Origin of the sequence: Massilia sp. LC238 (genome assembly GCF_000735635.1) — a bacterium.
GTDB lineage: Bacteria > Pseudomonadota > Gammaproteobacteria > Burkholderiales > Burkholderiaceae_D > Telluria > Telluria varians.
Genome location: NZ_JNNN01000051.1, coordinates 1 through 20,086, shown reverse-complemented (window position 1 = coordinate 20,086; position 20,086 = coordinate 1). Strand labels below are relative to the sequence as shown.

The window sequence follows — 20,086 nt, the reverse complement described above, 5'->3', positions numbered from 1 at the left end:
TTGTGAAGCTCAACGGCGTTCCGGCGTCAGCACGCTCGGCAGGGCCTTCGGCAGGGTGTCGGGGAAGTCCCGAGAATAATGCAGGCCGCGGCTTTCGTGGCGCGAGAGTGCGCTGTTGACGATCAGCGACGCCACCTCGACCAGGTTGCGCAGCTCCAGCAGGTCGTGTGTAATGCGGAAGTTGCGGTAGTACTCGTCGATCTCTTCCTTGAGCAGCTTGATGCGGTGCTGGGCCCGTTCGAGGCGCTTGGTGGTGCGCACGATGCCGACGTAGTTCCACATGAAGCGGCGCAGCTCGTCCCAGTTGTGGGCGATGACCACCTCTTCATCGGCATTGGTCACGCGCGACTCGTCCCAGGGCGGCAGCACCGGGTTCTCGATCTTCGGCGCGGCCGCGATCTGGTGCGCGCATGCGCGTCCGATCACCACGCACTCGAGCAGCGAGTTGCTGGCCAGGCGATTCGCGCCGTGCAGCCCGGTGCAGGCGGTCTCGCCGACCGCGTACAGGCCGGGGATGTCGGTGCGGCCGGCCAGGTCGGTGACGATGCCGCCGCAGGTGAAGTGCACCGCCGGCACCACCGGAATCGGCTCCTTGGTGATGTCGATGCCCAGTTCCAGGCAGCGGGCATGGATGGTCGGGAAGTGCTCCTTGAGGAATTCCGGGTCCTGGTGGCTGATGTCGAGGTGGACGTAATCCAGGCCGCGCTTTTTCATCTCGAAGTCGATCGCGCGCGCCACCACGTCGCGCGGGGCCAGCTCGCCGCGCTCGTCGTGGGCCGGCATGAAGCGCGTCCCGGCCGCGGCGCCGGCTTCGGGCGGCAGCTTGAGCAGGCCGCCTTCGCCGCGGATCGCTTCCGTGATCAGGAAGGATTTGGCATACGGGTGGTACAGGCAGGTCGGGTGGAACTGGATGAATTCCATGTTCGACACCCGGCAGCCCGCACGCCAGGCCATGGCGATGCCGTCGCCGGTGGCGGTGTCGGGATTCGTCGTGTACAGGTAGACCTTGCCGGCGCCGCCGGTGGCCAGCACCGTGTGCTCGGCTTCGAAGGCGAGCACCTCGCCGCTTTGCTCGTCCTGTACGTACAGGCCATAGCAGCGCGGTTGGCCCACCAGGTGCGGGGCGCCCCCGTGCACGCCCTTGCCGGTCAGCTTGTCCGAGGTGATAACGTCGATCGCACAGTGGTGCTCGAACAAGGCGATGTTCGGGTGCGCGCGCACTTTCTGCTCCAGCGTCACCTGCACCGCATGGCCGGTGGCGTCGGCCGCGTGGATGATGCGGCGCTGGCTGTGGCCGCCCTCGCGGGTCAGGTGGAAACCGAGTTCCGCTGATTCGTCGCGGGTGAAGGGCACGCCTTGCTCGATCAGCCATTCGATCGCCGCGCGGCCGTTCTCGACGATGTAGCGGGTCGCCGCTTCCTCGCACAGGCCGGCGCCTGCGATCAGGGTATCGGCGATGTGCTGGTCGTGGCTGTCGCTGGAATCGAGCACCGCGGCGATGCCGCCCTGGGCCCAGTTGCTGGCGCCGTCGAGGAGGGCGCGTTTGGAGATGATCGCAACCTTGCGCGTTTGCGCCAGGTGCAGGGCCACCGACAGGCCGGCCAGACCGCTGCCGACAATAGCGACGTCAAATTTCATGGTGATGTCAGGTTTGTACAGAAGCATCACTATAGTCGATTTGGCCAGCTCGCGTCAGGGAGGGGCCGGTGGGTCAAGGGCGGGACACTGTACGCGGACGCACGGATGGGCCTTTGAAGCGGCGCTAGGATCGCCTTTCCACCTAATGAAAGGATTGCCATGTCAGCTCAACACGCCCAGGCGCACGCGGCCGCGCTGTCCGAGAAGATCGGCTCGATGCGCTTCGCCATGTTCACGACCCGTGACCAGAACGGCCACCTGGTCAGCCAGCCGATGACCAACCAGCAGGTCGACGGCGAAGGCGCCCTGTGGTTCTACACCCGCACCACGACCGAGCTGTGGGACAACATCGCCCACGAGCCGGAGGTGAACGTCAGCTTCGCCGATCCCGACAACAGCACCTGGGTCTCAGTCAGCGGCCACGCCGAGCGCGTGGTCGACCGCACGCGGATCCACGCCCTGTGGAACCCCATGGTGCAGGCCTGGTTCCCGGCCGGGCCCGAGGACGAGCACGTCGTGCTGGTGCGGGTGCTGCCGCACGCCGCCGAATACTGGGATGCGAACGACAGCAAGATGGTGCGCATGTTCGCCATGGCCAAGGCGGCCGTGACCGGCACCACGCCGGACGTCGACGCCGACCACGGGACCATCCGCATGTAAGTACCCTTGCCGACCCCGGCCGGCTCGCTTATAGTGCTCATCATTTCTTGGGGAGCCATCCATGGGGCGAGACTTGCGGCACGGGGCGGCGCATTGAGCCCGCTCGAGATCGGGGCGAATGCCTTTACCGCGGTGGCGATCGTGCTCGCCGGACGCAACAGCGTGCATACCTGGTGGACCGGGATCATCGGCTGCACGCTGTTCGGCGTCCTGTTCGCGCAGCACAGGCTGTACGCCGACGTCGTGCTGCAGGTGTTTTTTGTGGGGACCAGCCTGCTCGGCTGGTGGCGCTGGCTGCGCGGTCGGGCAGGGGCGCCACTGCCGGTGACCCATGCGGGCATCCGCACGCTGCTGTGGATGCTGCCGGCGGGTGTCGCCGCCACAGCCGCTTATGGCGCGCTGCTGCACCACTACACGAACGCCTACGCGCCATTCGTCGATTCCGCCGTTCTGGTGTTCAGCGTGATCGCCCAGCTCCTCATGATGGGGCGGCGCATCGAGAACTGGCCGGTCTGGCTGCTGGTAAACAGCATCGCCGTGCCGCTCTACGCCAGCCGGGGACTGCACCTGACGGCGCTGCTGTACGCCGGCTTCTGGGTCAATGCGATCGTGTCCTGGATCTGGTGGCGCAAGCTCGCCGCGCGCAATGCGGCGGCGTCGATGGTGCCGGCGCGGGAAACGGCCTAGCGCGTGGGCGGCAGGTCGGCCTCGCTCTGGTTGCCGCCGGTTTCCGGCGTGCCGAGGCCGAGGCCGGTGGGGCTGGCCTGGTTCGGACGGGTGTCCTGCGGACCGCGCCCGATGTTGGTCATGGCGCTGCCTTCGGCCTCGACGTGCCCGCTTGTGGCCGGGGCGCCGCTCGGCGCATTGGTGGTCTCGCCGGACTGGTTGCGGCTCAAGCCGTCGCCGCCGCTACCGCCGGTTTCCTGCTGGGTCTCGTGGCTGGGCGTCGCGCCTTGCTGGTCGCTGGTCGTGCCGCCGACGCCGAGTGTCGTCGATGGGTCGTTCTGCGGTTGGTTGCTCATATCGGGCTCCTCGATGCTGGTAGCCCATTATGCCAATGACGCCGCAGGGCCGGCGCGGGCATCGTTACTCGTAGCGCTTGTAGACGCTGGTCTTGCCGCCATCTTTCACCAGCAGCACCTCGTAGGGATCCTTGCGCGCGCCTTCCATGCCGGGTGAACCCATCGGCATGCCCGGCACCGCCAGGCCGCGCGCCTTGGGCTTTTCCGCCAGCATGCGCTTGATGTCGGCCGCCGGCACGTGGCCCTCCACCGCATAGCCGCCCACGCGACCGGTGTGGCAGGAGCCGTATTCGGCCGGGATGCCGAACTTCTCGCGGTAGTCGGACGGATTGGCGACGTTCTGGGCCTTGACCTGGAAGCCGTTCGCTTCGAGGTGCTTGATCCACTCCTTGCAGCAGCCGCAGTACTCGGTCTTGTACACCTCGATCACGGGTTGCGCGGCACTGGCGGCGAGCGGCAGGGCGAGGAGGGTGGCGGCGCCGGCTTGGCGAATGAAACGCAGGAACATGGTGACTCCAGGATCGAGGGGAACAAACCCGCATTATGCCTCAGCCGCACACTTGGTGGCCCGGCCACCGGATGCTATACTGTATAAAAACACAGTATCAATTCAACATGCCCAGCTTCCTCCCGATCGACCTCGACCCGCTTCCCGAAGACTCGCCCCTGCGGCTGGCGGCCAGCGCGCGTGGCGCCGTGTTCCGCGGCGTCGGGGACGAGCCGGTGACCGATGCGCGCAGCGATGCCGAGCTGGCGCGCGAATACATCGGCCAGGGAGAGCTGAGCCCGAAATCCATCGCCAACACCCAGAAGGAGCTGTACCGCTTCCTCACCTGGTGCCGCGAAGAGGCGCGCAAGACCTTCCGGCAGCTGACGGTGGCGGACCTGAACACTTACAAGGAATTCATCCGCAACCCGCCGCCGGAATGGATCTCCACCACCAAGTGGCCGCGCAACGATCCGCGCTACCGGCCGTTTTCCGGCCCGCTGTCGGATGCCAGCCGCCGCCAGGCCATGATCGCCGTGAAGGGCCTGCTGGGCTATGCCGAGCAGACCGGCTACCTGCGGCGCAATCCGGCCCGGCTGGTGCGCAACGTGCGCGCCGCCCACGGCAGCCGCATCACCCGCTACCTGACGCCACAGGCGATCGCGCATGCGCTGGACGCCGTCGCGGCGCGCGTGGCCGATACGCCGGCCAGCCTGCGCCAGCGCGAGCGCGACCGCTTCCTGCTGGTCGCGTTTGCCCAGACCGGGGCGCGCCTGAACGAGATCGTCGGCGCCCATATGGGCGCCATCTACAGCGAGGGCGACGGGCGCTGGTGGCTGGACGTGATGGGGAAGGGCGCCAAGCCGCGCCGCCTGCCGGTGCCGCCGGCGATGCTGGCCGCCTACCGCGACTACCGCCAGGCCTTCGGCCTGCTGCCGCAGGCGAGCCGCGCCGACCGCACGCCGCTGGTGCTGTCCAGCCGCAGGGAAGAAGCGGTGCGCATCACCGACGAAGCGGCCTCCGAAGCACTGAAAGCCGTGTTCGCGGCAGCCGCCGACCGCGCGCTGGCGCAGGGCGACGCCGACAGCGCGGCCACGCTGCGCCAGGCCTCGACCCACTGGCTGCGCCACAGCATGCTGACCAACCACGCCAACAGCGGCGTGCAGCTCAAGACGCTGCAGGACACGGCCGGCCATGCCAACATCGCGACCACCGCCGCCTACCTGCACAAGCGCGACCACGAACGCCACGACGAGATCATCGGTTCGGGCGCCAAGCTGGTTCCCTGAGCCGCAGCCGGGGAGGGTGGCTTCAGATCGGCAGTTCGGATTCCCCGCCGGCCGAGCTGCCGAAATCCTGCAGGGCGTCGAGCGACAGGCGGCCCTCGTTCAGGGCGGCGACGATCGCCTTCAGTTGCTCCGGGTCGGGGTGCAAGTAGACGATGCGCTGCTCGAGCTCGTTGTCCCAGTACTTGGTGTAGGGCACATCGGTCTCCGCCATGACCTTGGCGTCGAAGCTCCCGTCCATCATTTCGCCGACCAGGGTGACCTTGGCCGTATCCGGCGTCGTATTCTTCACGGTGATGCCCATGCTCGTCCTTTCGAGTGATCAGTTCGCATAACTGCATTTTTACCCACGTGGGGCAGGGGTGCAAACGGCCGGACGCATTCGTGCGCGGGCCGGACCAGCCCCTGCAGACTGCAGGCGGTTTGATAAATAGCAAAACCATTCCAACCAGATCCTGCATGAGGAATGTTCATGCCAAATCTCACTCGACATTAGCATATATAATGTCGAGTTCGGTTCGACCGGCCACTCATCAAGCAGTTTCACACCATGTTCATGCACATCGATTCAATCTCCGACGGCGCACAGCCGGGCCACAACGAGGACTGGGCCGGCAGCTTTCGGACGCCCGCAAGGACCGAACTCGTCGTCATCGACGGCGGCACCTCGGTCGCCGACCGCGACTACGTCGCGCCGGACGAAGGCGACGTGGTCTGGTTCGTCACCCGGTTCGCGGCTGCGCTCGGCCCGGCCATCGATGCCGGACTCGGTCAGCGCGAGGCCGCGCACGCCGCCGTCGAGCAGGTCCATCGGGAATTTCTTGCACGCTGCGCCGGCAAGGAGGTGCCGCTGTACGCCTGGCCGATCGCGGCACTGAGCTGGGTGCGCGCGCATCGACATGGCGATGGCCACCGGCTGGAGCTGTTCTGCCTGGGCGACTGCAAGATCCTGCTGCGCCGGCCTGACGGCGAGGTGCTGGACCTGGATCCCTTCGTCAATCCGCAGGAAGCCATCCTGCGCACCGAGATCGAGAAACTCAGGCGCGAAGGCATCCATGACGCCATGGCCAGGCAGGCCCGCTTGACACCGATGCTGCGCGCCCGCCGCGAGTTCCAGAACTCCGTGGCCAACACCAATTCACTGTGCCTGCGGCCAAACGGCGCCTTCGGCGCACGCACGTCCACGTTCGAGGCGCCGGCCGGGTCGGCCATCCTGGTCATGAGCGACGGCTTCTACCGCCTGGTGGACACCTACGCGCTGCACACGCCGCACAGCCTGTTCCGTCTGTGCATGGAGCACGGCTTGCCGGCCGCACTTGCGCAATTGCGAGACAACGAAGCCGCGACGCGGGCTACCGGGCCGGCCTTGGTGAAGCAGGCGGACGATGCATCGGCGATCCTCTGGCGCAGCGATCATCCGCGCGCTTGAGCACGCCGAATCCGGGCCTGCGCTGCAGCCTTGCCGGCTGCTTGAGCGGCCCGGACAGCTTCTGCAGCTCTGCCATAAGACAGAGCCTGTGCGCCGGTTCCGCTGCCGGCAAGTCGTTTAGTTGTGGCCATACAACATCTTTACATAGCTGACTAAAAAGTTAATAAGAACGCCATTGCTCAACGTGTACGGAACAGCATCGAACGCGCGCATATCTTCCGCCCATCTGCCGAACGCTGCCTGAGACATCCTGCCAGGTATGCATGAATTGGAAAATCTATTTTCTAAGGACATGCATCGCCGTCAAGTATTTACTAAATACAATCGTTAAATCTTTCTTAGTCCAAGCAGACCTACCGGCTGCAACTGGCTGAAGGAGGAGTCCAGCCTGTCCCTGACTCGGCGGCAGGTTCACAAACGATAGGAGAAAGTTCATGGCAGTAAAAACGAAACTGGCTCGTTCGCTCGCTCTCGCATTCGGAGCGACCGCACTGACGCTGGGCATGAGTTCGACGGTACTGGCCCAATCGAACACGACCGGTAACGTCTACGGCGCTGTGGAAAGCCCGGCCGGCGCGACCGTCGTGGTCGAGAACCTCGACACCAAGCTGCGCCGTACCGTATCCGTGGATGGCAGCGGCCGCTTCCTGGCCACCTCGCTGCCGCCGGGCCGCTACTCGGTCCAGCTGGTGCGCAACGGCAGCGTCGTCGAACGCCGCGAAGTCGAAGTGCTGATCGGCCAGGGCGCGGAAGCCGTCTTCGCAACCCAGCAGGTGCAGGTCGTCGGCCGCCGTCGCGCAATCGACGTGACCAACACCAACAACGGCGCCATCTTTACTGCCAGCCAGCTGGAAAAGCTGCCTATCGCGCGTAACGTCGAGTCGATCATCCTGATCGCGCCGAACACCACCCAGGGCGACAGCCGCTACCCGAACGGCGCCAACAGCTTCGGCGGCGGCGCGGTGTCGGAAAACTCGTACTACGTGAACGGCTTCCCGGTCACCAACCCACTGACCCAGCTGGGCTACATGGAACTGCCGTACGGCGCAATCGGCCAGGCCCAGATCCTGACCGGCGGCTTCGGCGCGGAATTCGGCCGTTCGGTCGGCGGCGTCGCCAACATCACCACCAAGAGCGGCACCAACCGCTGGGAAGTGGGCGGCATCGTCCAGTGGGATCCGAAGAACCTGTCGGCCAGCCAGGACGACATCTACTACCCGGTCCTTGGTGCCAGCAACACTGCCGCCACCGACGGCACCCTGTACCGCCGCCGCTCGACCAACGAGACCGACCGCAAGCTGGTCGGCGTGAACGTCGGCGGCCCGCTGATCCAGGACAAGCTGTTCTTCTTCGGTTCGCTGGAGCAATCGCGCACCGATTTCTCGGGCACGAATGCCATTACCGGCCTGCGCACCAGCACCTCGGCCGCCGGCCGCGGCTGGGAAGAGTCGGAAACCGACACCACCCGCTACCTGGTCAAGCTCGACTGGAACATCAACGACAACCACCGCCTCGAGTACACCGGTTTCGGCGACACCTCGAAGAAGGACAAGTACCTGTCTGGCTACAACTATGCCACCGGCGCCCGCAACGGCGTCATCGGCGCGAGCGAGCACTACAAGAACTTCTCGGGCGAGACCCCGGTCGGCGGCATCGTCAACATCGCCAAGTACACCGGCAACATCACCGACAATCTGACGGTGCTGGCCCTGTACGGCAAATCGACGACCAAGCACGAGAATACCTACGGCACCTATCCGGGCGTCAACCCGAATGTGTACCAGGTGTCGTCCACGCCGGCCGCCCGCGTGCCTGGCCTGTCGTATCCGAACCCGAATCCGGTCAGCGGCAACGTGCCGGTCACCGGCGGCCGTGACACGGTCGAGTCCGCGCGCCTGGACATCGAGTACCGTCTCGGCAACCACACGCTGCGCGCAGGTATCGACGAGAACAGGCTGAGCTCCGAAGACGCGGGCGTGTTCCGCGCCGGTGGCGGCCTGTGGACCTATTCGCGCAGCGCGCAATCGCCGACCACTCCGATCCCACTGCAGAACGTGGTGGTCGCGCCGGCCAGCGGGGGAGGTTATGGCCTGCAGGGCTACTACGTGACCGAGACCAAGTTCACCTCGATCACCGACGCCTACTCGGACCAGTCCGCGCAATACCTCGAGGACCGCTGGCAGGTCACCAAGGACCTGCTGCTGACCGTCGGCGTGCGTAACGAACAGTTCGAGAACCGCAACGGCGACAAGCAGAAGTTCATGGACATCAAGGACCAGATCGCGCCGCGCTTTGCTGCGTCCTGGGACGTGAACGGCGACTCCTCGCTCAAGGTTTTCGGTACCGCCGGCCGCTACTTCGTGCAGGTGCCGACCAACATCTCGGTGCGCGGTGCCTCGCGTTCGCTGTTCACCACGCAGTCCTTTACCTACACTGGGGTCGATCCGACCACCGGCGCTCCGCAGGGCCTGGTGCCGCTGGCGCCGGCACCGTTCTCGACCAACAACGAGTACTTCCAGTTCAAGCACCCGAGTACCGTTGCCGCCACCAGCCTGGAGCCGACCTACCAGGACGAGATCACGCTCGGTTTCGAGCGCGCGCTGTCGCGTGACATGACCTTCGGCGCCCGCGCGACCTACCGCACCCTGCGCTCGACCATCGACGACATGTGCGATGACCGTCCGTTCAAGGCCTGGCTGGCGCGCAACCCGTCCGTCAACACCAGCAAGTGGACCGGTTTCGGCTGCGCAGCCTTCAACCCGGGCGAGGACAACACCTTCCTGGTCGACTTCGCTAACACCGGCACCAACCTGACGGAAGTCAAGCTGAGCAAGGCGGACCTGGGCTTCGACGACGCCAAGCGCACCTACAAGGCGATCGACCTGTTCCTCGAGCATCCGTTCCGCAATGGCTGGTACGGCCGCGTGAACTACACCTGGTCAAAGAACGAGGGCAATACCGAAGGCCAGACCCAGTCCGACATCGGTCAGCTCGACGTATCGCACACCATCAGCTGGGACAAGCCTGAACTGATGCGCGGCAAGTACGGCCCGCTGCCGAACGACCGCCGGCACCAGCTGAAGGCCTTCGGCTTCTACCAGGTCACGCCTGAGTGGATGGTCGGCGGCAACCTGCTGGCCCAGTCTGGCCGTCCGAAGAACTGCCTCGGCGCCGACCCGAGCGTGCCGGCCGCCCACAGCTATGGCTCGTACTACGCGACGTGCTTCGGCCGCCCGGCGCCGCGCGGCTCGGAAGGCCGTCTGCCATGGACCACGCGCCTGGACGTGAACCTGGCCTACATGCCGGCCTTCCTGCCGGGCCTGACGGCAAAGGTCGACGTGTTCAACGTCGCCAACCGCCAGACCGTGCAGTCGGTCTCGGAAATGCTGAACAACGGCTCGACCCAGACGCTGCTGGACAGCTACGGCCGCGTCCTGTCGACCCAGACGCCGCGTTATGCGCGCTTCACGGTCGAGTACAACCACAAGTTCTAAGTTCTGGATCCCTTGTGTGATGAAAGCCGCGGGCGCGAGTCCGCGGCTTTTTTTCGTCGATGCGCTGGTGGCGGCCTTCAGTGGGTGAGAGCGCCTTCGGCCGTCCAGTGAAGTAAAAGTGGTAAGCCCGTAGAGATGCAAGGCACTGATTTATCAGTGGTTTTTTTTCGCCTGTCTCAAAATTACTTCATTATAAAATGAAGTAATTTTGAAACTCGCCAATGGGAGCGCAGGCTGCATGAGCTTCTGTGCGAATTGACTAGTCGACAGGCCAGATCTTAAGGGTAAGCTGCTGAATACACAGCGAAATTTCTCTGAAGTGTACCAAACTTACTTCGAGATCGGCATCATGTCGACGAGTTGTTGAATTTCCATTAAGATATTAAAAGATCAATCACAGCGGGCGCTGCATGACCTATATTGCTTTGAGGAGTTCGGTGAGGGAAGGCGCCTTGCTGTCACGGCGAGTGGGCTCTGCCTCGTCACCGAAAGGTTAATCATGGCACAGTCTTTGCGTTTTGAACGCCCAGCAAGTAACGCTCGGAACTCGAAAGCCCGACGTTACGATGTGTTCGGTCCGAAGATCAATCGTGCAATCAGCATTTTCGGCCAACCGGCTTTGTTGCTGTGGACAACGCTCCAAGCCGACCCTGGCGTCGATGCGTATTGCGAGAGGCCACTTGTAATACCTGAAACAAGTCGTGCAGTCGATTTCTGGGTTCGAAGACAAGGTACTGACGGTTTCGTCATTCTGCTGAAACAATCTGAACTGGAGGAAGGCGGAAGCCGAAGCCTGCCGCCAAAGGTGCAGTCATGGATCGACGCGAGCCGTACGGCAGTCATACTCGTCGACCCGGCGGAACTCATGTCCCGCAAAGTGCTGCTAGAGAATTGGGGCTCGATCATTCGGGATCTTTCCGCCTTCTTCCGTTACGTGCCTGTGAAGCTCACTGAAGAGGTCCGCAAAGCAACCCAGGATACGACCTCCCTTTGGCAAATCGAGCAAGATTTCGAAGATCAGGACCCGGTCCTCGCTCGCGTTGCCCTGTTTTCTCTGCTACACCGAGGGCTCGTGCTTTGTCCAGAACTTGAGCATGCGCCGCTCAGTTCCTCAATGATGTTCGCGGCGGCATGAGAGATTACGTTCACGGCAAATTGCGTTTCAATCGCGGCTCGATTCCAGAGTCCCTTTCGGACCTGCAGACTTGGCCGAGCGTCGACCCGTCTGCTTTGGACGAGAAGGATCGGGCTCCCTTCATGGCGCGCTGCGAGGCGATAAAAGGTTTCATTGAAGAGCAACACATACCCGTTAGCGCGATTTTGGCGCGGACAGGTGTCTCACGCTCGACGCTGTATCGGCTGGTCGAAAAATGCTGGCAAAAGCATATGGATGGGCGACTTTATGGTTTTCGCGCCGCGATTCCGTACGAACGTCTTGCTGATTATGAACGGCGACAACGAGTCCACGGTGATCGAGAGGGATACAGTGGGTGTGCTGGCGCGTTCGCACAGCTTCTCCGGGAGCATCCTGCAGTCGAAAAATTATTGGTAAAGCTGGCCAAAGACCGCGTGCGGCCAATCAAGGGACGGAAGAGGGTACGGCAGGTTCGAAAACCACTATTGGCGATCCACGAGGAATTTATCAAAGCCTGCCGAGCTGAGAAGATCAAGTCCGACGAATATCCATTTACTGAGCGGCGACGGGGGTTTCGTACTTTGCAGACTTACCTGAAGAAAGTGACAGAAAAACGGTTTTCAAATGCGGTTATTGACGCCGGCGGGAAGCGCGCCGGCGCGGCGCCGAGCGACGAGGAACAGGCGCCCGCCGCCACCCGGCCGTTTCAGGTAGTCGAATTCGACGGGCATAAGCTGGATCTGCGACTTACCATCAAGCTCAAGGATCCACTCGGCTTTGAGAGGACTATCGAGCTTCATCGCATCTGGATACTTGTTCTTCTCGATGTACAAACACGTGCCGTGCTTGGCTATTCCCTTGCTTTTGGTAAGGAATATAACAAAGATGACGTCGCCGCCGCACTGCAATCGGCGCTGACGCCTTTTGCTCCACGTAATTACACTATCCCGGACTTGGCAATTGACGAAGGAGGGGGATTTCCTTCATCCGTTTTTCCCGAGACAGCGTATGCATGCTGGGATTGGTTCCGCTTCGACGGCGCAAAGTCGCACTTGGCAGCTGCGACCCTTGAGCGCCTGACCCAGATCGTCGGCTGTTGGACCGAGAATGGTCCTGCGGGCGAGCCAGATGCGAGGCCGTTCATTGAGCGATTCTTTCAGCTGCTCTCACTACATTTTGCTCATCGTTTTCCAGGAACGCTTGGAAATGATCCCGATGCCATTGAGAAGGTGCTTGGCGACCCTGGCGGCGATATTTCACTACTGATCGACTATGAAGAGCTGGAGCAGCTTATTGAGGTGGTGATAGCCAACTATAACGGGCGGGAGCACGGCGGACTCTTGGGTATTACTCCATTGGCAGCGCTACGCCACTGGTTGCGCCGAAAGCCATGTTACCTCCGTAGCCTGCCGCGCTTCCTCCGGTCTAATCTTTGCATGCTTCAGGAAGCGCGGGTGGTCCCGGTGAAAGGCTCCCTAAAGACCGGGACTCGGCCCCATATCAATTTCTCTAACGTCCGGTATACCAGCAAGGAGTTAGGCGGAAACGCAGGGCTTATTAACAAAAAGATCCGCATTTATTATGACGTGCGCGACATTCGGACCGTCAAAGCGTTTTTCGAGGACGGAACAGAATTAGGAATCCTGACAGCTGCCCGGCCGTGGAATGCGACGCCGCATTCCTTGCGTCTCAGGCAGCAGATCTTCCGAGAGATCGCGGAAGGTAAGCTAATTGTTAAGGACGGCATGGACCCCATCGAGGCCTGGGAAAAAAAGAGGTGGAGTGAAGCGCGCACGAACAAGCGTGCTGCAAATGCACTAGCTCAGGCACATGTCAACGGTAGCTTAGTCAATTCCATAGAACCGAAGTTGGTTGACCACTCTATAGCCGCTGTGACCTCGGCAAGTGATGGCTCGGCTGTGCCGGTCGCTCCGCCGGCGATCGATTCTAGTTCCGCCTCTACGTCGGCCACAGATGTGACTCCTCCTCCAGCACCTGATCCTGTTATCCCGGACGAGGTTCCCACAGCCCAGCCGCGTGTATTGAAAATTCGCCGTACCGTCACCTTTTAGGAGCGTTGGGTGAACAACGAAATCCGTCCAGTAAGCTTCGACGAGCACCCGATGACGTTAAAGACGTACATTGTGCCCACCCCAACGATCGACGCTTTGGTCGAGCGGGTCAAAAAACTGATCCGGCTGAGGACTCCTGGCGCGCTTATCTATGGCTTCCCCCGGTTTGGTAAAACCTACAGTATTCGGTACGTTATCAGTACTCTGCGTGCGGATTTTCCAAAATCCGTATTCATCAGCTTTGGCTGCGAGAAGAAGAAAACCCCATCCGAAGATGCATTTTTTACTAACTTGCTCGCTGCCGCTGGGCATAGGCACCTGAGCGGGACAAACCCCAAGAAACGCCGGCGCCTAATCGAAAAAATTTGTGAGATGGTAGATGGCTCTGGCTATAACTGGGTGGTGTTCTTTGCCGACGAAGCGCAGCGACTCGACGTCATCGAATACGAGTGGCTGCGTGATGTACACGACGACCTCGAGCGTAAGGGGATCAGAATGCTGACCCTGTCGGTTGGGCAACCTCAGCTGCTTAACGTTAAGAGCGCACTTCGACAAAGCGGCCAAACACAGGTCGTGTTGCGATTCATGATCACGGAAATGCGATTTGATGGGCTGCGCTCGGCAGACGATTTTGCGACGTGCCTACAGGCCTATGATGAAGCTGAGTACCCGCTAGGAAGTTGCTGGACTTATACGCGCTTTTTCTTTCCCACGGCTTGGTCCGCCGGGCTTCGGCTAGTCGACCATGCAGGGCAGCTTTGGGCGGCCTTTCACAGAGCGCATCGCAACGCGGGCTTCCAGTTTGACATGGAGGTCCCTATGCAGTACTTCGCCTATGCCGTTGAGATTGCGTTTTCTGAGCAGACGCACCTGGATTCGACGACGTTTGCTTTTACGCCCGAGATCTGGGACCAGGCTGTGCTCGATGCCAGCTATGTCGCGGCGCAAGAGGAGCTCTACCAAGGCCATCCGTCAGCGGACCTCGTGGAAATCGAATGACCGTCCGGATCGTCCTTGATTCCGCTCGCCCGCCCGAGATCAGCTGGTGTTGGCGTGACAAGTGGTACACCGGTATGTGCTCTGCATACGGGCTAATTCTCAAGTTCGGCTTACTAAACGCAGTTTCCGGCAAAGAGATTGCCAAAGCGTTTATCAGCAAGAAATGTGGGAAAAAGAGCGAAACTTGTGCCTCCCCCAATGTGGACCTGCGCGACGCAAGGCTTTTTGATATCGAAATAATGGCCGAGGCCTTCAGAATTACGCCGAAAGAGATCCGTGCCTCATTCCTTTTTGAGCTATTGCCTAAAAGTGGCGCCAAATCGAGCGAACACTTACGCTGGTGCGAACTATGCATGGCCCGCGGATTTCACACGCCTATTTTTCAGATGGTTGTTGTTTCCGCGTGTCCTATTCATCAGAAGGCTTTGCGGACGTATTGCCGCTGGTGCGGCCAGACGATCCCATATCGGTTACGCCAAGATCTGCTGGATAGTCCGTTCTGTTGCCCTCATTGCAAGGAGGACATGGCGCCCGGATTGCGCGACGCGCACGCGAATGTCTTGTTGCCACGCCCGTATGACCGCAAAGTACTCGCCGAAACAATGGCATTCCTTCAGCTTGAGGAGGAATCATTGCTTGCAAAGACGGAGATGGAACGCCGCGTTCAGCAATACGGGCAAGGTGAACTGATCTTCTCGAAGCCTAGCGCCGACGGCCGGATGTCTCGTTATATTGGATTTGTGTCCCAAGTAATCGATCATCTCCGATTTGCCAAGGCAGAGGCCCAAGCGACACTGTCGATGGAATCCTTGGAACTCGCGGAACGAGGCATGCCAGCGCTAGTCAGCCCCGACGATGAAGATCCTGCGCTACGACACCCGTCTTGGGTGAATCGGACCGAACGCGCGGGTAACATTGACTCTGTTGGCGAACCGCTTGGTGACGCCGAGCTCCGGTCGGTTACCAACGTATACCAATCGGTCAGACGCCATCTTTGGAAGCATGTCATTCGGCGTCACAAGAGGTGCGTCATCGCCGCGGCACGCCATTTATGGTGGCGGATGGACGAGGAAACTACCGCAAGCTTCTGCCCGGTTGCGGAGGGCTACCTTAGGTGGCGGATGGCTTGGGAAGGATGTGGAACGCCACGTTACCTGTTCGGCGCACCGCGCCGCGAATTGCACGGTTTGATTGGTTGGGTTTCGTGCCGTCCCCCACCATGTCCGAGTCATTGGCCTCGCCAAACGCAGCTTTGGGTAGTTGATCACATCTTTGCCAACGCCTGTTTGGAAAGCTTCCGTGAGCGGCTTACCGATGCGCTGGACAACCATGCCAAAGGTACTACCCACTGGACCCGGTCGTTGCAACCGGTGCGCTACGACACGTACTGGGCCGTGACTGGATCGGATGTCCGTGGACAGCCGGCTGTCATTTACCTTCGCAGCCCAATGCCACACCCAGCTGCTGCCTACACTTTGCCACGAGGTCGGGAACATCGAGCAAGGCATCAAGCGCGGTTGGCATCGATTGTGCGATAAGCAGCGGCAACGACCTGACGGCAGGGGAGCGCTAATGCGAAATTTTATTCAGTTAGGTACCGTCAGTCCGCAAAGAATCACGTTGCGCAGCATCCGGCAGGCCGACAAGCACGCGCTCGACATAGCTAACAACATCTTGTCCCGTCAGGGTTTCAAATGAGATATCGCCGCTTTTAAGTACCTTATCAAGAAGAATGCTGGTCATCCATGATTCTGTTGCTGGGGACGGACGGCGCCAAGGACGGATCGGCTCGTCCTTCGCAAGACGGTAGTCTGCATAGCGTCGGATACTCCCTGGGATCATGTTATAGATATGCTGCCTCGTGTACGTCCCCTCTTGCGCGAGCGCCGCAAGGTTCTTGATAGCATAGTAGATGATGTTCCACATCTGTCCGATCGAACATTGGTCCAGATAATCTCGCAAGGTGGCGGCTACCTTTGAGGAATAGATTCCCGGGTCAATAAACCTGTATCTTTCGCATTGACTGACGAAATATCTCTTGCATTCTTCTACGGCCACCAAGTACCACAGCTCCTCCGCCGCCCTTGGATCAGGTTGCTCAAGGCGCCGGTAGAGTACCGACAGAATCTCGTCTCTGGATCGTCCTGTGAGGTCATCAGCCAGCCTCCAGGTCCCTGTCCGGACGCTGAACGTGACGACTCCGGTTTGTTCGTTCAGGCTTAAAGCATGGCGATCCGAAGAGAGGGCTGGCAAAAGAATTCTGTCTGTGTAAAGCCGGGTATAGATACCGTCCGACAGCTCTACAGTTGGCGCGAGCGGCTCTGTCTGGGACACTAGCGGTGGGATTTCGAGGTCATCCGATCCAACGTTTGCGGCGACGAGCGCTGCATACAGTAGACATGACTGTACATAACCTAACTTCGCATAGTCGACCGGCTCGGCCCGTTCATGCAGCCGCTTCAGCGCTCCGATCAAGCGATCACGATGCTGTTGTACGGCAAACGGGTTCGCTTCACGATTAGCAGCAAGCGCTGCGGCATCACAGGAAGCACACAGCCGAGGGCGCGATCGTCTCCCGGATTTGATGAGCGATCCCGTCAGGGGCGAGTATTCACTGCGAGTGCCAACCTGGAAGGGACTTTCGCAAATGTCACAGCGAAGGTGGGGAAGGCATGCACGACACGCCGACCTCAGCATGTTCATCATCTCCCCTTTGCTGAGTCCAGAATCTGAAAGCAATGCATCGAACGGCTCGTTCCACTTCCCTGTGGAATTTAACGCCCAGTATCTCAGACAAAGCGTATTGTGGGTCTCATTGTCGGTGAGGAGGCATACGAGGGGCTTACGGTCTTCAATCATTTTAGTACGGCTAGAGCGGGATACGGGACCTTGTGTCACCACGCTGACAGGCCGGAACTCAACTTAAGAGTCTCTATTGGCCTAGCTACCTAAATGATGACTATAGTCCGAAGACGAGATCATACCGCAGGGACATGATTTCTCCCAGATAAGGGGAGAGATTTTTGGATCCAGGTTTAGCGTTCGGAAAAGTACTGCGAGCGGTTCGCAAGGATGTAGGTCTGACACAGGAACAGCTCGCGCTCGCTGCAGAGATCGATCGTACATTCGTCAGCTTGATCGAGCGCGGTGAGCGGCAACCGACGGTACGCATACTCTTCAAGCTCGCAGTCGCCTTGCAGGTGCCGCCGTCCCAACTGATTCAGCTAACTGAGCAGCGTGTCGACAGCGATCCGAGCAAGGATGCTTAGCTCGACGCCATGCTCTTACCATCCGATTTTGTGTTTCGCTTCAGTCTCGGCGTGGCGCGCGTCGTCTGACGAATGCAAATATGTGTTAGTCGTACTGATCGACTCATGCCCGAGGTTGTCACGCACGTGGCGGAGATCGACGTCGTTGTTGGCCATATGAGAACCAGCCGTGTGTCGCATCCAATGCGCTGAGGCCTGCTCCATGTGCGACGCACCGGCTTCGTACTCGGGGCCGCGCTGGCGCAGTCGATCTGCAGTCTTGGCAAAAATATCCTTGAAAATCTCGTGGATGGCGCCCCGAGTCATCGGTCGTAGCTTACCGCCAATCGGCAAAAGCAGTGGGGTCGCCTCACCAGGTACAGGGTAGGGCGGATGCTTTAGCTCACGCCTGTAACGAGCCAACTCCACCATCAACTCGTCCGTCGCCGGTACGATGCGTAGCTTGTCACCTTTGCCGAGCACCTCAAGCCACCATCGCTCATCACCTTCCCGGTCTCGGCGCCGGAAAAAGCCGCCCATGCCGTTGCCGGTAATCTCAGAGATACGTAAACCGCAGACGTAGCACAGCGAGACAAGCCAGCGTAACCGCAAATAGTGTTCACGTTCCCGCGGCGTTTCCCGCGGCAGTGCGTCGACCGTCATTTTTACTTCTCGCCACATCTCGTCATCCAGGTACCGCGTTACCCGCGGTGCCGGCCGGTGGCGACGCTCACGTGAAAGAGCGAGCGGATTGCCGGCAAGGTAGCCTGCGGTGACCAGCCACGAAAACAGGGCGTTCAAGATCACTGCTGCCTGTCGCTGGCTCGAAGCCGAGAGTGGACCAGCGAACGGTCGCCATTCCGGATGCGTCCGCGGATATTTGCGTCCCTCGGCAGCAAGCCAGCGGCGTGCGGGTTTCGGATCACGAAGGAATCGCTGATACACGAGCCAATCCTCGTGGGTAAGTGACGAAAGCGGCTTACCCAACTCTAGCGTAGACCATAGAAGGAGGCGCTCGGCCTCCTTGCGGTAATTGTCGAAAGTGGTTTGTTTGTCGAGGAAGCGTGCCAGCCAAGCCTTGATCGCATCGATATCGTTATCGGCCCGGATCTGGCGCGTGCCGGCGCTCGCCCGGTTGCTCCCGTTCGAGCCATCGATATGCGCAGGTAGAGCAAACGACTCAAGGGGAGCGACAGGGAGGTCAAAGGAAACGAGGACGTCTTGGCTGGGCATGAGCACAATTTATGGGAATAACAGTGTACCGATTATAGGAAAGCTAAGGTGGGTTGAGTAAGATAATCTGGCCGAGTGTCAGTATCTGATTCTCGGCTGGCTGTTTGGGCGTGATTTGCCAAACGTTCGCTCGCGGCAGCAAATCGTCAGGCGACCCGTTGGAATAGACCCTTTCTCCTCAGGATATTCAGCGAAGCGTTGGCTTCAGATCGTCCAGTGGTGCCGTGCGGAACGTCAATCTGTCTGTGTTCCGCCTGAGTAGACTGGGCGTTTTGACTCTTTTCCTCTTCTCCATTTCATGGGCGACGACGAATCCTCTGATCAGCCAGACGCATCGGGTCTGAACAGCATGACTGTGCATTGCCGGCGCCCATACCTCTGGAGATACCTATGACATCGAAGCAGATGAGTTTTGACCGGGAAGCGCTGTTCGAAGCGGTCTGGAAAGAACCGATGACCAAGCTGGCAAAACGGTATTCCATCTCCGACGTGGGGTTGCGGAAAATTTGTGTTGCCCTCGAAGTCCCTGTCCCACCGCGGGGCTACTGGGCAAAGCTGGCTCACGGCAAAGCGCCGGCACGTCCAGTATTACCGCCTTCCGGCGTGAGTCCGCGGTACACGAGGACCTGTTCAACCATGGAGGACGACCCGGCGCTCGAGCAGCGGGTGGCACAGGAACGGGCGCGGAAGGAGAGCAATCCGGAGTCCGAATCTGCTGCCCGCATACCTGAGAAAGTGTCAAGAAAACCTCATCTCGAGACGTTGACGCCCGTGAAACAGCTACGCAGAAGCAAAGCAGTAAACGGGGCAATTACCCTGTACGGCACGACGTGGGCAGACGTCACCGTTTCGCCAAGCGAGGTTCACCGCGCCTGTCTGTTGATAGAGCTTTTCGCTCATGCTGTTGTCGCCGCTGGCGCAACATTCGTTGAAACGCGTGCGGCCCTTCCTCCCGGCCCCTCCCGCACAACACGTGGCAGATCAGGTGAACGCAACTGCATTATGCTGCATGCGCAGGAATACGTACTACGGATCAGGGAGTACCTTACGCAGGAACTCATTCCCAGGTCGCCGCGGAGAAAGGCACAGTCCGCACAGTCGGAGCCGGACTTCGAAGCAGCCACTCCACAGTATCGTTTCCTTCCTACCGGCAGGCTCAGGTTATCTGTTGTCACTACTATCTCCGGTTACGAGCACCAGAAGATAGAAGACACATCCTCATCACAAGTTGAAGCCAGGTTACCTGCACTTGTAAACTGATCTTGCCCCGCTTTTCCCGGACACAGCCTGATGCTTAGTTAGCGTCAGTTTCCAGAGCCTGACGGCGTCGCTCTTTCCTAAACATGCGCGGCGATTTGTAGCCGAGCGCCGAATGCGGATGCA

The 20,086-nt window shown here is 60.5% G+C and carries 17 protein-coding genes; 11 read left to right on the top strand and 6 right to left on the bottom strand.

Annotated elements, in window-relative coordinates; all coding sequences use genetic code 11:
• Window positions 1-9: 9 nt before the first annotated feature.
• On the bottom strand, window positions 10-1,638 hold the full coding sequence (gene nadB, locus FG94_RS13670; protein WP_036212699.1) for an L-aspartate oxidase: 1,629 nt from the start codon (window positions 1,636-1,638) through the stop codon (window positions 10-12).
• Between the two features lie 159 nt (window positions 1,639-1,797).
• Here nadB and FG94_RS13665 point away from each other — a divergent pair, with 159 nt between their 5' ends.
• Both FG94_RS13665 and pnuC read left to right on the top strand, forming a co-directional pair.
• The gene (locus FG94_RS13665; protein ID WP_036212530.1) at window positions 1,798-2,298 is read left to right on the top strand and encodes a pyridoxamine 5'-phosphate oxidase family protein; all 501 of its coding nucleotides are present in this window, start codon (window positions 1,798-1,800) and stop codon (window positions 2,296-2,298) included.
• A gap of 93 nt (window positions 2,299-2,391) precedes the next feature.
• Window positions 2,392-2,985 (top strand): nicotinamide riboside transporter PnuC, encoded by a 594-nt coding sequence (gene pnuC / locus FG94_RS13660; RefSeq protein WP_036212520.1) that lies wholly within the window; start codon window positions 2,392-2,394, stop codon window positions 2,983-2,985.
• Here the strand turns inward: pnuC and FG94_RS13655 are convergent.
• Both FG94_RS13655 and FG94_RS13650 read right to left on the bottom strand, forming a co-directional pair.
• A complete protein-coding gene (locus tag FG94_RS13655; protein ID WP_051996657.1) occupies window positions 2,982-3,320 on the bottom strand; it encodes a hypothetical protein in 339 nt (112 codons plus the stop codon). The genes pnuC and FG94_RS13655 overlap by 4 nt on opposite strands.
• Before the next feature lie 64 nt (window positions 3,321-3,384).
• Window positions 3,385-3,828, bottom strand: coding sequence for a DUF411 domain-containing protein (locus FG94_RS13650; RefSeq protein WP_036212499.1), 444 nt, complete (start codon window positions 3,826-3,828; stop codon window positions 3,385-3,387).
• Window positions 3,829-3,935: 107 nt separating this feature from the next.
• Between FG94_RS13650 and FG94_RS13645 the strand changes: the two genes are divergently transcribed.
• Complete coding sequence (locus tag FG94_RS13645; RefSeq protein ID WP_036212498.1) at window positions 3,936-5,096, top strand: tyrosine-type recombinase/integrase; 1,161 nt, start codon at window positions 3,936-3,938, stop codon at window positions 5,094-5,096.
• Window positions 5,097-5,118: 22 nt separating this feature from the next.
• On the opposite strand, the gene FG94_RS13640 is transcribed toward FG94_RS13645, so the two are convergent.
• Window positions 5,119-5,397, bottom strand: coding sequence for a hypothetical protein (locus tag FG94_RS13640; RefSeq protein WP_027864081.1), 279 nt, complete (start codon window positions 5,395-5,397; stop codon window positions 5,119-5,121).
• A 252-nt stretch (window positions 5,398-5,649) separates the two neighbouring features.
• On the opposite strand from FG94_RS13640, the gene FG94_RS13635 reads away from it, so the two are divergent.
• The 6 genes from FG94_RS13635 (at window position 5,650) to FG94_RS27300 (ending at window position 15,760) form a co-directional block, all read left to right on the top strand.
• Complete coding sequence (locus tag FG94_RS13635) at window positions 5,650-6,522, top strand: protein phosphatase 2C domain-containing protein (RefSeq protein ID WP_161783968.1); 873 nt, start codon at window positions 5,650-5,652, stop codon at window positions 6,520-6,522.
• A gap of 434 nt (window positions 6,523-6,956) precedes the next feature.
• Complete coding sequence (locus FG94_RS13630; protein WP_036212495.1) at window positions 6,957-10,016, top strand: carboxypeptidase regulatory-like domain-containing protein; 3,060 nt, start codon at window positions 6,957-6,959, stop codon at window positions 10,014-10,016.
• 499 nt (window positions 10,017-10,515) lie between these two features.
• Window positions 10,516-11,151, top strand: coding sequence for a hypothetical protein (locus FG94_RS27310; RefSeq protein ID WP_152570977.1), 636 nt, complete (start codon window positions 10,516-10,518; stop codon window positions 11,149-11,151).
• A complete protein-coding gene (locus FG94_RS27305) occupies window positions 11,148-13,223 on the top strand; it encodes a Mu transposase C-terminal domain-containing protein (protein ID WP_152570976.1) in 2,076 nt (691 codons plus the stop codon). The genes FG94_RS27310 and FG94_RS27305 overlap by 4 nt, the downstream gene beginning before the upstream one ends.
• Before the next feature lie 9 nt (window positions 13,224-13,232).
• Complete coding sequence (locus FG94_RS13615; RefSeq protein WP_229445944.1) at window positions 13,233-14,222, top strand: ATP-binding protein; 990 nt, start codon at window positions 13,233-13,235, stop codon at window positions 14,220-14,222.
• Window positions 14,219-15,760, top strand: coding sequence for a hypothetical protein (locus FG94_RS27300; RefSeq protein WP_152570975.1), 1,542 nt, complete (start codon window positions 14,219-14,221; stop codon window positions 15,758-15,760). The genes FG94_RS13615 and FG94_RS27300 overlap by 4 nt, the downstream gene beginning before the upstream one ends.
• A 52-nt stretch (window positions 15,761-15,812) precedes the next feature.
• Here the strand turns inward: FG94_RS27300 and FG94_RS13610 are convergent, their stop codons facing one another.
• Window positions 15,813-16,697: a hypothetical protein gene (locus tag FG94_RS13610; protein ID WP_152570974.1), complete on the bottom strand. Its 885-nt coding sequence runs from the start codon at window positions 16,695-16,697 to the stop codon at window positions 15,813-15,815.
• A gap of 548 nt (window positions 16,698-17,245) precedes the next feature.
• Here FG94_RS13610 and FG94_RS26645 point away from each other — a divergent pair.
• Entirely contained in the window at window positions 17,246-17,491 is a 246-nt protein-coding gene (locus tag FG94_RS26645; RefSeq protein ID WP_081925979.1) for a helix-turn-helix domain-containing protein, read from the top strand.
• 15 nt (window positions 17,492-17,506) lie between these two features.
• On the opposite strand, the gene FG94_RS13600 is transcribed toward FG94_RS26645, so the two are convergent.
• Window positions 17,507-18,703, bottom strand: coding sequence for a tyrosine-type recombinase/integrase (locus tag FG94_RS13600; RefSeq protein WP_036212486.1), 1,197 nt, complete (start codon window positions 18,701-18,703; stop codon window positions 17,507-17,509).
• A gap of 390 nt (window positions 18,704-19,093) precedes the next feature.
• Here FG94_RS13600 and FG94_RS27295 point away from each other — a divergent pair, with 390 nt between their 5' ends.
• Window positions 19,094-19,963 carry a hypothetical protein gene (locus FG94_RS27295; RefSeq protein ID WP_152570973.1) on the top strand — a complete coding sequence of 290 codons (870 nt, stop codon included), beginning with the start codon at window positions 19,094-19,096 and terminating at the stop codon, window positions 19,961-19,963.
• Window positions 19,964-20,086: the final 123 nt, after the last annotated feature.